Source organism: Mycolicibacter heraklionensis (assembly GCF_001021505.1).
GTDB lineage: Bacteria > Actinomycetota > Actinomycetes > Mycobacteriales > Mycobacteriaceae > Mycobacterium > Mycobacterium heraklionense.
Genome location: NZ_LDPO01000003.1, coordinates 224133 through 237760, shown reverse-complemented (window position 1 = coordinate 237760; position 13628 = coordinate 224133). Strand labels below are relative to the sequence as shown.

Here is a 13628-nt window from a genome sequence, read left to right as displayed (position 1 = left end):
GTCAGATGGGGCTTTCATTGCAGAGGCGGGCCGGCGGACGCATGGACAGCGTCAACGGCACCACAGTGGTGATCGGCTTGCCGCGGGAATGGTCCGCGGCCGGACGGGGCTTGGTGCGATCGGCGGCCAACGCGGGAGCGCCGTAGCCCTGGACGCATTCCGGGTCGGGGCCATCGAGCGGCAGGCCGGTGAAGAACTTGGCGGCCATGCAGCCGCCGCGGCAGCTGTCGTAGTGGTTGCAGCTTCCGCAGGCCCCTGCGGACTGCGGCTCCCGCAGTTCCCGGAACAGCGGGGCGTTCTTCCAGACGTTGTCGAAACCACCGTCGGACAACACGTTTCCGGCGAGGAAACGGTCGTGGATGGCGAACGGGCAGGCGTAGACATCGCCGACCGGGTCGATGAGGCACACCACCCGACCGGCGCCGCACATGTTCAGTCCGGCCAGCGCACCGGGTGCGCCCAGACCGGACAGGTGGAAGAAGGAGTCACCGGTGAGCACCCGTTCCCCGTTGGCCACCAGCCAGTCATAGAGCTGGACCTGCTGGTCGGCGGTCGGGTGCAGGTCGTCCCACACGTCGGCGCCCCGCCCCGATGGCCGCAGCCGGGTGATGCGCAGCGTGGCCCCGTACCGGCTGGCCAGGGCGGCGAAGTCGTCGAGCTGATCGATGTTGTGGCGAGTCGCCACCACCGAGATCTTGGCGTCGGAGAATCCGGCCGCGGCCAGGTTCTCCAGTGCCCGGATCGCCATGTCGAACGAGCCGGGACCGCGGATCGGGTCGTTGACCTCGGCGGTGGCGCCATCCAGGGAGATCTGGACGTCGACGTAGTCGCTGGCCGCCAGCTTGGCCGCCACCTCGGCGGTGATCCGCAGGCCGTTGGTGGAGAACTTCACCCCGACGTGGTGCTCGGTGGCGTAGTCCACCAGCTCCCAAAAGTCCGACCGCACAGTGGGTTCCCCGCCACCGATGTTGACGTAGAACACCTGCATGCGTTCGAGCTCGTCGATGATGTCCTTGCATTGCTGCGTGGACAGCTCGCGGGGGTCGCGCTTACCCGACGAGGACAGGCAGTGCACGCACGCCAGGTTGCAGGCGTAGGTCAGCTCCCACGTCAGGCAGATCGGCGCGTCAAGCCCGTGCTCGAATTGTTCGATCAGCCGGGGCACCGGTGCCACGGATGTCATTGGCCCTCCCTGGGCATCAGCATCTTCGAATCCGCCAGCACGCGCAGCGCATGCAGGTACGGACCCTGGTCGGCGTCGTCGACTCCGGCTGCGCGGCAGGCGGATCGGACATCGTCGTGGTCTGGAAGAGACCGCACCACCTCGACGATGGTGCGGTTCTTCAGGAACGACAACTTACGGGTGCCGAAGTGGTACAGCAGCGCACCAAACGGCTCCGGACGGAGCGCCACCTGCGGGTGCAGCTCCCAGCCGCGGTCGGGGTCGAACGCAGTTGCCTCCGACGCCACGGCGACCTCCGGCATGGTCAGTAGACGCCGCACATGCCGTCGATGGACACCTCTTCGACCAGGGTCTCGGTGACGATCTCGGCGGTGTCGTTCTGCTGGTTCTGGTCCATGACGCAGGCCTCTCTCACAGTGGGGTTCGACAACGGACTGTCGTGTCGGTCACAATCTCGGACAGAATATGGCATCGGGTGCCGTAAAGGAAGTGGGGCTGTCAGATGGGCGGTACGCCGGAACCGCATCCCCGCGCCGGGCGGCGTCGCTCCACCACCCCGCAGCACATCACCGACGTGGCCATCGACCTGTTCGCCGCCCGCGGATTCGGTGAGGTCAGCGTCGACGATGTGGCGCAGGCCGCCGGCATCGGCCGTCGCACGGTGTTCCGGTACTACGCCTCCAAGAACGCCATCCCGTGGGGTGACTTCGACGCGCACCTGCAACAGCTGCGGGACCTGCTGGACGGTATCGAGCCGGAGGCACCGCTCGGTGATGCGCTGCGGGCGGCACTGTTGGCGTTCAACACCTTCGACGAGAGCGAGACGGCGCGCCACCGCCGGCGGATGCGGGTGATCCTGCAGACCGATGAGCTGCAGGCGTACTCGATGACGATGTACGCCGGCTGGCGCAACGTCATCGCGGAATACGTGGCACGCCGAGCGGGCCTGGACGCTGACGACCCGCGACCACAGACGGTGGCGTGGATGATGCTGGGGGTGGCGCTCAGCGCCTACGAACGCTGGCTGGGCGACGAGTCACTGGCCTTGCCACCGGTTCTCGGCGAGGCGTTCGACGCGATCCGCGGCGGCCTGGACTGACCCGTTTTCGCGCGAGCGTGCGTGTCCCCGGCCCGACACTCCGTGCCGGAGCCGGGTCCACGCACGCTCGCCATCCACAGGGCTGAGGTCGCCGTCGGTTGTCCCCGAGGTAGCCGCCGGTTATCCACAGCCGTGACTGGCGTGGTTGTCGTTCCCGCCGCACGCTGCGGCGATGACCGACGAACTGGACATGCTGCTGGCCGAGCAGGGCGGGGTGGCAACCGCCGGACAGTTTCAGCGCTACCTTGGCCGCGCCGCGTTCGAAACGAGCGTCGCCCGCGGCGACCTCGCCCAGGTGTGGTTCGGCGTGTATTCCCGGAGCGATCCCGATACGACGCTGCGGCTGGCGGGTCTGGATCTGAGAGCCGGTGAACAAGTCGCGGTCTGCCTTGGAACCGCCGCTGCAGCATACGGTTTCGACACCGAGGGGGATCCCGACCTACACGTGCTGAATCCGGTCGGTCGTCAACTGCGTAAATCCGATGGGCTGGTGGTGCACCGCCGCCAGGGAGCGCCCCTGGCGATCGTCGACGGCCGGCTTGCCACCGAAGCCGGCTGGACCGCGGTCGAAGTCGCCCGCAGCCTTCGCCGGCCCCGGGCATTGGCCACCCTTGACGCGGCCCTGCGCAGCGGCACTTGTGATCGTCGCCAGTTGCGCTGCGCTGCGGCCCGCCAGTCCGGTCGACGCGGGATCGTCATTGTGCGAGAACTGATCCCGCTGGCCGACGGTCGGTCGGACTCGGCGATGGAGAGCGAAGCGCGGCTGGGGATGCTCGACGGCGGGCTGCCGCCGCCGGAACTGCAATACGAGATCGTCGACCACAACTTCCAGACCTGGCGGGTGGACTTCGCCTGGCCTAGATTTCGGGTCGCGGTCGAATACGACAGTTACGACTTCCACAGCAGCCCCGAGGCCCTCCGCCGGGAGCGGCGCAAGCGCGCCGCGCTGCAGGATGTCGGATGGGCGGTGTTGTCCATTGTCGATGACGATGTACGACGCCGATCCTGGGATATGGTGCGCCGGATCGAACGGGAGTTATCCCGGTCGCGTGCGGCGTGAGTGTGCGTAAACCCGGGAACTTCGTGGGCGTGTCGGGCGGGGACACGCACCGTCGCGCAAAGGGGCGACCGGGGCTCAACCCGCGACGTCGCGGTAGGCGGTGACCACCGGCTCCAGCTCGTCGGGGGTGGCACCGTGCAGGATCACCGCGTCCGCGCCGTAGTCGAACTCGGCGCGAATGCGCTCGGCGCAGCCCCGCGCCGGTCCGGTAGCCGCGGGTTCCAGCCATTCGTCGGGGATCAAGGTCGCGATGTGCTCGATCTGCTCGGCGGTGGCCTTGTGGTCGATACCGCCCGGTATCGACGTCACCACCGGGTCCTCGCGGAAGCGCCGCAGCACCAGCGGATCCCAGTTGTTGGTGCGCACCAGCAGATCGCCATAACCCTGTAGGTAGGTGGCCAGCCGCGCGACGGTCTTCTTCATCCGCAGCTCCTCGGGCAGGTGATCGCCCACCGTGGCAAGACAGGACCACACTCGCACGCTCGCCGGGTCGCGGCCGGCGCGTTCCGCGGCGTCCTTCACCGTGCGCACACTGCGCTGCAAGGTCTCCGGGGTGAAGTAGGTGTGCAGGATGACGTCGTCGAACAGCGCCCCGCCCAACTCGAGTGTTTTCGGCCCGAATGCCACCAGCGCCAGCCGGATGTCTTCGCGGAAGTCCGGGTCCAAGAACAGCACCTGGTAGCGGCCGATCGGCCCGTCGTGGCCCAAGATCACCTCGCCGTGCCACAGGCGCCGCATCACCTGCGCGAAGTCGGCCATCTGCGCGGTGGTGACGTTGGGGATCCCGAACGCGGCATACAGGGCACCCACCCCGCGGCCGATGCCGAGGGTGAACCGCCCGCCGGACAGCCGGTGCATGGTGGTCGCCCACGACGCGGTGATCAAGGGGTGGCGGGTGTTGTGATTGGTTGCCGCGGTGGCGATCTGCATCCGGTTGGTGACTGCGCACGCCGCCCCGACCAGTGATGACGCCTCCTTGACGTTCCAGCGTTCGGAGATGAATGCGGTGCCGAAGCCGAGTTCCTCGCCGCGGCGGGCCTCATCCATCAACGCGGCCGGGCCTTCGCCACCGGCGCCGGCCAGCAGGTAGTAGCCCAGCTCGTCGAGGACCCGCTCGGATCGGCCCATGACCACGCTCCCATTCCTCCCTTGGATGTGCCTATCGATGGGTTTACGGTACGGTATTCAGTTGACCGCCCGCGAGAGGACACCCGATGAAGGTTCCGTTCACCTGGAAGGTCACCGGCTGGTTCATGATCGGCTGGTCACCGGAGTTCGTCGCCGGAGCGACCCGCGCCCTGCATTACTTCGGCGAGGACCTGGTCGCCTACCGGGACGCCGACGGTGAGCTGCATGTGATGGAGGCGCACTGCAAGCACATGGGTGCCCACCTGGGCCACGGCGGCACGGTGGTCGAAGACCGCGTCGAGTGCCCATTCCACGGCTGGCAGTGGGGGCCCGACGGCTGCAACAAGTACATCCCCTATCAGCCGGACCGGCCGAACAAGGCGTTGCGCCTTCGGGTCTACCCGGTCCGCGAGCAACACGGCTGCGTGTTCATCTGGCACCACCCCGACGGCGCCGAACCCCACTGGGAGATGCCCGACATCTTCGGCAAGTTTCCCCAGTTCACCGCCGGCCCGCAGGACTACTACCGGGCCTACCCGGAGTTCTCCCGACGCCTGGAGGGCGAACCGGTTCACCCGCAGATCGTGGCCGAGAACGCCGCTGACAGCGCACATTTCCAGTACGTGCACCACGCGACGGTGACGCCCAGGGTGCTCGATTGGAAAATGGTCGACCAGGAATGGCAGTTCGTAGCCGGCTGGCCCGACGAGCGCGCTGATGACCCGGAGCAGATGGCGTTGCGTTTCCACAGCCACCTGTTCGGGCTCGGCGGGGCGATCAGCATCTTCGAGGGCGTGCAGCAGCACCGGCTGATCTTCACCTGCACTCCGGTCGACGACGGCCGCTCGGATCTGTTCTATTCGATCTGGTGGCCGCGGATTCCCGGCGATGATTCCGACGCGCCGCCGGATGACGTACGGGCGCGTGTCGAGAAGCAGTTCCTGACCACTGTCGAAGACGACCTGGGCATCTGGCGCTATCAGCGCTACATCCAGAATCCGGCGCTGTCCAAAGTCGACGCGAAACCTTTTATGACCCTCCGGAAATGGGCGACGCAGTTCTACGACGTTCCGGCATGACCGAAACGCTGGCGGAGCTGGTGGTGCCGGAGCGCACCGCGCTCATCACCCAGGAGCTGCAGGGCGCGGTCGTCGGACCCGACGCCGGGCTGCGGATGCTTGCCGACGAGGCGCGCCGCGTTGCACTGCCGAACATCGGCCGACTGCTCCCGGTGGCGCGGGCGGCCGGTGTTGCGGTGGTGCACTGCCTGGTGCACCGTCGCCCGGACGGATTGGGCTCCAACCACAACGCCCGACTGTTCGCCGCCGGCCGCAGCGCGGTGCGCATCGATCCGGGCAGCCCCGGCGCGACCCTGTTGCCCGAGTTCGGGCCGGAGCCGTCTGACCTGGTGCTGCACCGATATCACGGCCTGGGACCGATGGGCGGAACCGATCTGGATGCGGTGCTGCGCAATCTGGGGGTCTCCACCATTGTCGCCGTGGGAGTCTCCCTGAACGTGGCCATCCCGAACCTGGTCATGGACGCGGTCAACGCCGCATACCGCGTGGTGGTGCCCCGCGACGCGGTGGCCGGTGTGCCGGCCGAGTACGGTGCTGCCATCATCGACAACACCCTGTCCCTGCTGGCGACGATCACCACCACAGAGGAGCTGATGCACACGTGGCACTCCTGACCCAGTTCACCGTGCCGGAGGTCACCGACGCGGTGGCCGCGGCGATTCCCGACCGCGACATGATCGTCCAGGGCGACCGGCGCTACACCTATGCGCAGATCCTCGAGCGGTCCAACCGGCTGGCGTCCTACCTGCACTCCCGCGGGCTGGGATGTCACACGCCGCGGTCGGACCTGTCTGCGCACGAGACCGGCCAGGATCTCCTGGGGATCTACGCCTACAACGGCAATGAGTTCGTCGAAACCCTGCTGGGCAGCTTCCGGGCCCGGGTGGCGCCGTTCAACGTCAACTACCGCTATGTGCGCAAGGAATTGGCATACCTGCTGGCTGATTCCGGCGCCACCGCACTGGTGTACCACGCCGCGTTCGCGCCCACCCTGGCCGAGGTACTCCCCGACCTCCCCCAGCTCAAAGTGCTCATCCAGATCGCCGACGACTCCGGCAACGCCCTGCTCGACGGGGCGGTCGACTACGAGACGGTGCTGGCGGACAGCTCACCGGAACCCCCTCCGGTGCAGCCCTCGCCCGACGACCTGTATGTGCTCTACACCGGCGGCACCACCGGGATGCCCAAGGGTGTGCTCTGGCGTCAGCACGACATCTTCATGGGCTCGTTCGGCGGCCGCAACCTCATGACCGCCGAAGAGGTCAGCTCCATCGACGACATCGTGGGGCCGGTCCGGGAGAACCCGGGCGTCAAGCTGATGATCCTGCCGCCGCTGATCCACGGCGCCGCGCAGTGGGCGGTGATGACCGCGATCAACACCGGCCAAACCCTCGTCTTCCCTTCGGTTGTGGACCATTTCGACGCCGACGACGTGGTACGCGCCATTGAGCGGGAGAAAGTGCTGTCGGTGACCGTGGTCGGCGACGCGATGGCCCGGCCGCTGCTCGACGCGATCCGCAAGGGCACGGCCGATGTGTCGTCGCTGCTGGTGGTGGCCAACGGCGGCGCCCTGCTGACGCCGTACGTCAAGCAGCAGATCGTCGAGACCCTGCCCGGCGCCATGGTGATCGACGGGGTCGGTTCGTCGGAGACCGGCGCCCAGATGCGTCACATGTCGACCTCGGGTGCGGTCTCCACCGGAACCTTCGCCGGTGGACCGGACACCTGTGTGGTGGCCGAGGACCTCGGGACCGTCTTGCAACCCGGGCACGACGGCCTGGGCTGGCTCGGTCAGCGCGGCTATGTCCCCCTGGGCTACAAGGGCGATGCCGCCAAGACCGCGGCGACGTTCCCGGTGATCGGTGAGACGCGCTTCGCGGTTCCCGGCGACCGAGCGCGGCACCTGGAAGACGGATCGATCGAGCTGCTCGGCCGGGATTCGGTGACGATCAACTCCGGCGGGGAGAAGATCTTCGCCGAAGAGGTCGAGACGGCCCTCGCGTCACATCCGGGCGTCATCGACGTGGTGGTCGCGGGCCGGCCCAGTGAACGCTGGGGCCAGGAGGTGGTGGCCGTGGTGGCCCTCGCCGAGGGTGCTGCCGTCACGGCCGCCGAGCTCATCGAGCATGCAGGCGGGTCACTGGCACGCTACAAGCTGCCCAAGGCAGTGGTGTTTCGGTCGACGATCGTGCGCAGTCCGGCCGGCAAGGCCGACTACCGGTGGGCGCGCGAGCAGGCCCAGCAGGGCTGACGCCGGGTCAGCGGCGCTTCAGTCGCCGACGAGTCCGGTTACGCGCCGAGCGCAGCATCGCATCGGCGTAGAACCGCATCGCCGGCTTGAACGGTGGTGCCGCGCTGCCGGTCATACTGAACGGCAGATCTGAGCCCACCACGGTCCGGTAGTGACTGAACGCGTCAAAGCCCGCCTTGCCGTGGTAGGCACCCATGCCGCTGCGGCCCACGCCGCCGAACGGTGCCCCGGACGGAATCATCTGCGCGGCAAAGTCGTTGCGGGCCACACCGCCGCTTCTGGTGCGCCGTACGAAGTCCCGGAAGTTCTTGTCGCCCGGCCCGAACCAGTAGGCGACCAGCGGAGCGGGGCGCGCGTTGATCATCTCGATCGCCTCGTCGAGGGTGCCGTAGCCCTGCACCGTCAGCACCGGACCGAAGATCTCCTCGTCGGCGATGCGCATGGTCGCGTCAACGCCACGCACGATGGTGGGGGCGATCTTGCGGACAGCGCGATCCGGCAGTGTCTCCCCGTCGGGCGCGATGCTCTCCACGACGGCTCCGCGGTCGCGCGCGTCGTCGATCAGGCCCAGCACCCGGTCGAAGTTGGCGTCGTTGACGCTCGAGCAGTAGTCGCCGTTGTCCAGGATCGTCGGGAACATGTCCCGTAGGGTCTGCCGGGCCACGTCGACGAAGGCGTCAATGTCATTCTCGGGCACCAGGATATAGTCCGGACACACGCAGACCTGACCGCCGTTGACCATGCGGGCCGACGCGATCCGCTTCGCCGAGCGGCGAATGTCGGCGCCCGGCGCCACCACGACGGGATTCTTCCCGCCCAGTTCCAAGGTCACCGGGACCAGGTTGTCCGCGGCGGCGCGTTGCACCAGCGCGCCCACCGACGGCGAGCCGGTGAAAAAGACGTGATCGAAGGGCAGACCGGCGAACGCGGCTGCCACGTCCGCGCCGCCGGTGACGACGGCGAACTCGTTCTCGTCGAAGTACTCTGGCGCCAGCTGCTGCATCACCTCGGCCGTGCGCGAAGTGATCTCGGACATCTTGACCATCACCCGGTTGCCTGCCGCGAAGGCCGCCGCGGCCGGCACCACCACCAGTTGCAGCGGGAAGTTCCACGGCCCGATGATGCCCACCACGCCGAGCGGACTGGGCTGCACCTCGGCACGCAACCCGACCAGCCGGGCGGCACGCAGCAGCTTGCTGGGACGCATCCATTGGCGGACATGCGATCTGGTGTGCTCGACCACGGGGACCATGCCGACCATCTCGGTGGCCAGTGAGGCCGCCCGCGACCGGGTGCCGAAGTCCTGCGCCATCGCCGCGGTGAAGGCGTCGACGTTGTCCAGCACCATCGCCAGCAATCGGTCGATGCGGTTGCGCCGGACGGCGGCACTGGGCGGCCCGTCGGCCACGAAGGACCGCCGCTGCTTCTCCAGCAGATTTGCCAGCTCGGCCGTCACGACAGGTCCAGTGGCCCGTTTTGGGCCACGGTCTGCAGCAGGCCCAGTTCGACGCCACGGTCCGCGGCGGCCTCGATACAGGCCGCAACGTCCTTGCGCATAAAGGGCGCAACGACTTTGGCGAAGCTGTCCACACCACCAGCCGACTGCACGTACCCCGCGGCCCGGCTGCCGCCACTGCACTGCGACAGTGCCTCGAACAGGCTGGTGTCGCGCACCCCTAGACTCTTGCCCAACGCGACCGCCGCGGCGGCCAGTTGCGCATTGGCGGCGAACAGCACGTTGTTGATCAGCTTGAGGTTGAGCGCGGTGCCCAGCTCGCCGGTGGCGATCACCGGGTCGGCGTAAGCCGCCAAGACCCGCTGCGCGCGGGCCACCGCGTCGTCGGGGCCGCCGAGCAGCACCGTCAGCGTGCCGGCCTCGATGTCGTGAGCGCCGCCGCTCACCGGAGCATCCACCAGCACCGGGCCGTCCGGGAACTCCTCCGCCAGTTTGGTCAGCGTGCTCACCGTTCCGGTGGTGTGGGACACCACGACAGTGCCGGGGTCGGCATTGGCCAGCAAGCCGTCGGCGCCGGCGGCGACGTCGAGCAGTTGCGCGTCGGAGAACAGGCAGCTGACCACGATGCCGGCATCACGGGCGGTCGCGGCGGCCGAATCCACCGGCACGGCGCCGGCGGCCGCGAGGCGCTCGCGCACCTCGGGCCGGCGCGCATACACCTGAACGCGGTACCCGGCGGCCACCAGGCGCAGGACCATCGGTTCGCCCATCTTGCCGGCTCCAACGAATCCGACGATCTGGTCCGTTGCGCTCATTCTCGGCTCCTCAAGGCAGCTTTCGGCTATCCGGTAAGCCCAACCGTAGCATTGTCCACAAGCGCTGAATTCGTTACAGTCGAGCTTACTGTCGACTTTTCGGGTACACAGAAGGCTGGCCAGGATGACCAACCCGCAGCGCAAGGTCGTGGTCGTGGGCGCGGGGTCGGGAATCGGCGCCGCGACGGCCGCGCACTTCTACGAGCGCGGCGACTTCGTCCTCGCCGTCGACGTGCGCGCCCATGACACGCCGGCGTCGCAACACGCCAGCTGCGACATTCGGGATCCCGCGGCCATCGCCGAGTTCACCGCCGGGATCGGAGACGGCTGGGACCTGCTGGCTCACGTCGCCGGCGTACCCGGCACCGCATCGGCCGCTGATGTGCTGACGGTGAACTACCTGGGCATGCGCCTGATGACCGAGGGGCTGCTGCCGCGGCTTCGGCGCGGCGGGGCGGTGGTCGCGGTGGCATCGACGGCGGCGCTCGGGTGGGAACAACGCATCCAGGTGCTCAACGGCTTACTCGAATCGACCGATGCGCAGGCAGTCATGCGCTGGCAGGCCGGCCAGGACCCGGCCTACCCGGTCTACAGCACCTCCAAGCAGGCGATGATCCTGTACGCCAAGCGGCGAGCCGCGACGGCACACGCCCAGTACGGCGTGCGGATCAACACCGTGAGCCCGGGCCCGGTGGAAACGCCGATCCTGCCCGACTTCGAGCGGTCGATGGGCAAAGAGATGCTCGACACCGTACGCACCGCTGTCGGCCGGCACGCCGGCGTCGAGGACATCGTCCCGGTGATCGACTTCCTCGGCTCCCCCGCCGCCGGTTGGATCACCGGCCAGGACGTTCTCGTCGACGGCGGCTTCATCAACTCGATCACCGCCGGCACACCCATCCCCGCGTAGGGTCAACGCCCCGAGAGGAAACCATGACATTGGATTCGTCACCTGCCACACCGATATCCCCGCACCCGTACCATCGGCTCGACATCTCCGAAACCGGCTTCTGGGGCAAGGACTTCCGGACCCGGGACGAAACGTTTGCGACGCTGCGCGACGAGCCGGGGCTGACTTGGCACCGACCGATAGACGCGGTGTTCCCGCATCAGGAGACCGGATACTGGGCGGCAACCCGGCACGCCGACGTCAAATTCATCAGCCAGCATGAAGAGCTGTTCTGTTCCAGCGAAGGCGTCAGCGTCGACCCGATGCCGGCCGAGATCCAGCGCAACATGACGTTCTTCCTGGCGATGGACCCGCCCGAGCACACCCGGTACCGCAAGCTCATCAGCTCGGGATTCACCCCCCGGCAGGTCCGGCGCATCGAGGATCAGATCAAGACCAACTCCCGCAGCATCGTCGACGACCTGCTGGCCCAGTTGCGCAGCGGCGACCAGATCGACTTCGTCGCAAGCTGTTCCGGCCAACTGCCGATGCGCACCATCTCTGACATGATCGGCATCGACCCGGCCGACCAGGAGAAGGTCGCCTACGCCGCCGAATGCCTGTTCAGCGGCAGCGACGACGAGTACGCCTCGCTGGAGGAGCGGGCCGTGCACGTCATGACGCAGCTGGGCGTGCTGGCCGGTTCCGGCGTCGAACTGGCCCAGCGCCGACGCGCCGAGCCGCACGATGACCTGATGACCGAGCTGGTCAACGCCGAGGTCGACGGCCACCGTCTCACTGACACCGAACTCGGCTCCTTCATGGTGTTGCTGGGCTCGGCGGGCAACGACACCACCAAGCAGGCCACCACGCACGCGTTCAAGGCCCTCGTCGAGCATCCCGAGCAACGCGCCTGGCTGCTGGCGGACTACGACAACCGGATCGGCGGGGCGGTCGAGGAATTCGTGCGCTGGGCGACGCCGGTACTGGCCTTCGCCCGCCACGCGGTGGTGGACACCGAGGTCGCGGGGACCGAGATCAAGGCCGGCGAGAAGGTGGCGCTGTTCTACTGCTCGGCCAACCGCGACGAGACGGTGTTCGACCGGCCGCATGAGTTCGACATCACCCGCACCACCAACCCGCACCTGGGGTTCGGCGGCGGTGGAGCGCACTACTGCCTGGGCACCCATGTCGCCCGGATGGAGCTGCGCCACCTGTTCCATGAGCTGCTCACCCGACTGCCCGAGGTCAGGATCGGCGAACCGGAATACCTGCAGAGCACCTTCGTGCACGGCATCAAACGAATGCCGATCAGCCTCGCCTGACGCTGGCGCAATACTTGCTTAATCATTTACTGTAATCGTTACAGTATGTTGCTACGCCGACGGGAGATCAGCCGTGGAGAGTCAGGTCGACGACATCGCTGCCGCACTCGATAAGCCGGCCGACTACTTGAAGAACCCCTACCCGTACTTCCAGAGCAAGCGCGACGGACTCGGGGTCTTTCCGGGAACGGTCATGGACTACTCCAAGACCCCGGCATCGCTGCGGCCCAAAACTCCGTTCGCCGCGGTCTCTTTCGAGGCGGTGAACCAGGTCTTCCGCGACGCGGACTCGTTCAACTCGCACATTTACGACGTCACCATCGGCCTGTTCATCGGACCGACGATCCTGGCGATGGAGGGCGAGCCGCACCGCAAGCATCGCAACCTGGTCTCGTCGGCGTTCAAGCGGAGATCGCTGGTGCGCTGGGAGCCGGAGGTGGTCCGGCCGGTCTGCAACGCCCTGATCGATGAGTTCGTCGCCGACGGCACCGCCGATCTGGTGTCGGGGTTCACCTTCGAGTTCCCCACCCGGGTCATCTCCAGGCTGCTGGGCCTGCCCGAGGAGGATCTGCCGTGGTTTCGTCAGCGGGCGATCGAGCTGATCAGCTACACCGTCGACTACGAGCGGGCGTTCGCCGCCTCGGCGCAGCTGAAGGACTACTTCCTGGCCCAGATGGAGAAACGTAAGTCGCGGGCCACCGAAGACATCATCGGCGACCTGGTGACCGCGGAGGTGGACGGCGAAAAGCTCACCGACGAAGCGATCTTCTCGTTCCTTCGCCTGCTGCTGCCGGCCGGTCTGGAGACCACCTACCGAGCCACCAGCAACCTGCTGTACCTGCTGCTCACCCATCCCGAACAGTTCGCGGCGGTGCGCGCCGACCACGATCTGATCGGCGCCGCGATCGAGGAGGGGCTGCGCTACGAGACTCCGCTGACCACGGTGCAGCGCACCGCCATCCGCGACACCGCGGTGGCCGGCGTCGAGATTCCCGCCGGCGCCGTCGTCGATGTCTGCATCGGGTCGGCCAACCGTGACGAGGCCCGGTGGGAACGCCCGGAGGAGTTCGACATCTTCCGCAAGTGGATTCCGCACATCACGTTCGCCGCGGGCGAGCACACCTGCATGGGACTGCATCTGGCCCGCATGGAGATGCGGGTCGCGATGGAATGCCTACTGGACCGGCTCGGCGAGATCACCCTGGTCACCGACGGCAACCCGCACATCTACGGGCAGCCGTTCCGCTCCCCCCGTTCGCTGCCGGTGACGTTCACGAGCAAGAGATCTGCCTGAGTTCGGAAGACCTGCCGAGTGTGCGGTTTGGTAGGCGACACGCCTCACT

14 protein-coding genes are annotated in these 13628 nt (G+C 67.5%); 8 read left to right on the top strand and 6 right to left on the bottom strand.

What is annotated here, in order from left to right; genetic code table 11:
• Position 1: 1 nt before the first annotated feature.
• From mftC to mftA, 3 genes are read right to left on the bottom strand one after another with little or no spacing between them, the layout of a single operon-like run.
• Positions 2–1183 (bottom strand): mycofactocin radical SAM maturase, encoded by a 1182-nt coding sequence (mftC, locus tag ABW16_RS06540; RefSeq protein ID WP_047318340.1) that lies wholly within the window; start codon positions 1181–1183, stop codon positions 2–4.
• Entirely contained in the window at positions 1180–1485 is a 306-nt protein-coding gene (mftB, locus tag ABW16_RS06535; protein WP_047318339.1) for a mycofactocin biosynthesis chaperone MftB, read from the bottom strand. The genes mftC and mftB overlap by 4 nt, the downstream gene beginning before the upstream one ends.
• 2 nt (positions 1486–1487) lie before the next feature.
• Complete coding sequence (gene mftA / locus ABW16_RS24245) at positions 1488–1580, bottom strand: mycofactocin precursor MftA (RefSeq protein WP_082104109.1); 93 nt, start codon at positions 1578–1580, stop codon at positions 1488–1490.
• A gap of 105 nt (positions 1581–1685) precedes the next feature.
• On the opposite strand from mftA, the gene mftR reads away from it, so the two are divergent.
• Both mftR and ABW16_RS06525 read left to right on the top strand, forming a co-directional pair.
• The gene (gene mftR, locus ABW16_RS06530) at positions 1686–2282 is read left to right on the top strand and encodes a mycofactocin system transcriptional regulator (protein WP_047318338.1); all 597 of its coding nucleotides are present in this window, start codon (positions 1686–1688) and stop codon (positions 2280–2282) included.
• Positions 2283–2454: 172 nt separating this feature from the next.
• Complete coding sequence (locus ABW16_RS06525) at positions 2455–3342, top strand: PDDEXK family nuclease (protein WP_047318337.1); 888 nt, start codon at positions 2455–2457, stop codon at positions 3340–3342.
• Between the two features lie 75 nt (positions 3343–3417).
• On the opposite strand, the gene ABW16_RS06520 is transcribed toward ABW16_RS06525, so the two are convergent.
• Positions 3418–4470 (bottom strand): TIGR03857 family LLM class F420-dependent oxidoreductase, encoded by a 1053-nt coding sequence (locus ABW16_RS06520; RefSeq protein WP_109519501.1) that lies wholly within the window; start codon positions 4468–4470, stop codon positions 3418–3420.
• An 86-nt stretch (positions 4471–4556) separates the two neighbouring features.
• Here ABW16_RS06520 and ABW16_RS06515 point away from each other — a divergent pair, with 86 nt between their 5' ends.
• From ABW16_RS06515 to ABW16_RS06505, 3 genes are read left to right on the top strand one after another with little or no spacing between them, the layout of a single operon-like run.
• The gene (locus tag ABW16_RS06515) at positions 4557–5549 is read left to right on the top strand and encodes an aromatic ring-hydroxylating oxygenase subunit alpha (protein ID WP_047318335.1); all 993 of its coding nucleotides are present in this window, start codon (positions 4557–4559) and stop codon (positions 5547–5549) included.
• Entirely contained in the window at positions 5546–6163 is a 618-nt protein-coding gene (locus tag ABW16_RS06510) for a cysteine hydrolase family protein (protein WP_047318334.1), read from the top strand. Before ABW16_RS06515 ends, ABW16_RS06510 begins: the two co-directional genes overlap by 4 nt.
• Positions 6151–7800, top strand: a complete 1650-nt coding sequence (locus tag ABW16_RS06505; RefSeq protein ID WP_047318333.1) for an acyl-CoA synthetase — start codon at positions 6151–6153, stop codon at positions 7798–7800. Before ABW16_RS06510 ends, ABW16_RS06505 begins: the two co-directional genes overlap by 13 nt.
• 7 nt (positions 7801–7807) lie before the next feature.
• Here the strand turns inward: ABW16_RS06505 and ABW16_RS06500 are convergent, their stop codons facing one another.
• Together ABW16_RS06500 and ABW16_RS06495 are read right to left on the bottom strand one after the other, a co-directional pair.
• Positions 7808–9235 carry an aldehyde dehydrogenase family protein gene (locus tag ABW16_RS06500; RefSeq protein WP_047318392.1) on the bottom strand — a complete coding sequence of 476 codons (1428 nt, stop codon included), beginning with the start codon at positions 9233–9235 and terminating at the stop codon, positions 7808–7810.
• Between the two features lie 17 nt (positions 9236–9252).
• Positions 9253–10071 carry an NAD(P)-dependent oxidoreductase gene (locus tag ABW16_RS06495; RefSeq protein WP_047318332.1) on the bottom strand — a complete coding sequence of 273 codons (819 nt, stop codon included), beginning with the start codon at positions 10069–10071 and terminating at the stop codon, positions 9253–9255.
• Between the two features lie 124 nt (positions 10072–10195).
• On the opposite strand from ABW16_RS06495, the gene ABW16_RS06490 reads away from it, so the two are divergent.
• The 3 genes from ABW16_RS06490 (at position 10196) to ABW16_RS06480 (ending at position 13579) form a co-directional block, all read left to right on the top strand.
• Entirely contained in the window at positions 10196–10981 is a 786-nt protein-coding gene (locus ABW16_RS06490) for an SDR family oxidoreductase (RefSeq protein ID WP_047318331.1), read from the top strand.
• 23 nt (positions 10982–11004) lie between these two features.
• On the top strand, positions 11005–12285 hold the full coding sequence (locus ABW16_RS06485; protein ID WP_047318330.1) for a cytochrome P450: 1281 nt from the start codon (positions 11005–11007) through the stop codon (positions 12283–12285).
• Between the two features lie 73 nt (positions 12286–12358).
• The gene (locus ABW16_RS06480) at positions 12359–13579 is read left to right on the top strand and encodes a cytochrome P450 (RefSeq protein WP_047318329.1); all 1221 of its coding nucleotides are present in this window, start codon (positions 12359–12361) and stop codon (positions 13577–13579) included.
• Positions 13580–13628: the final 49 nt, after the last annotated feature.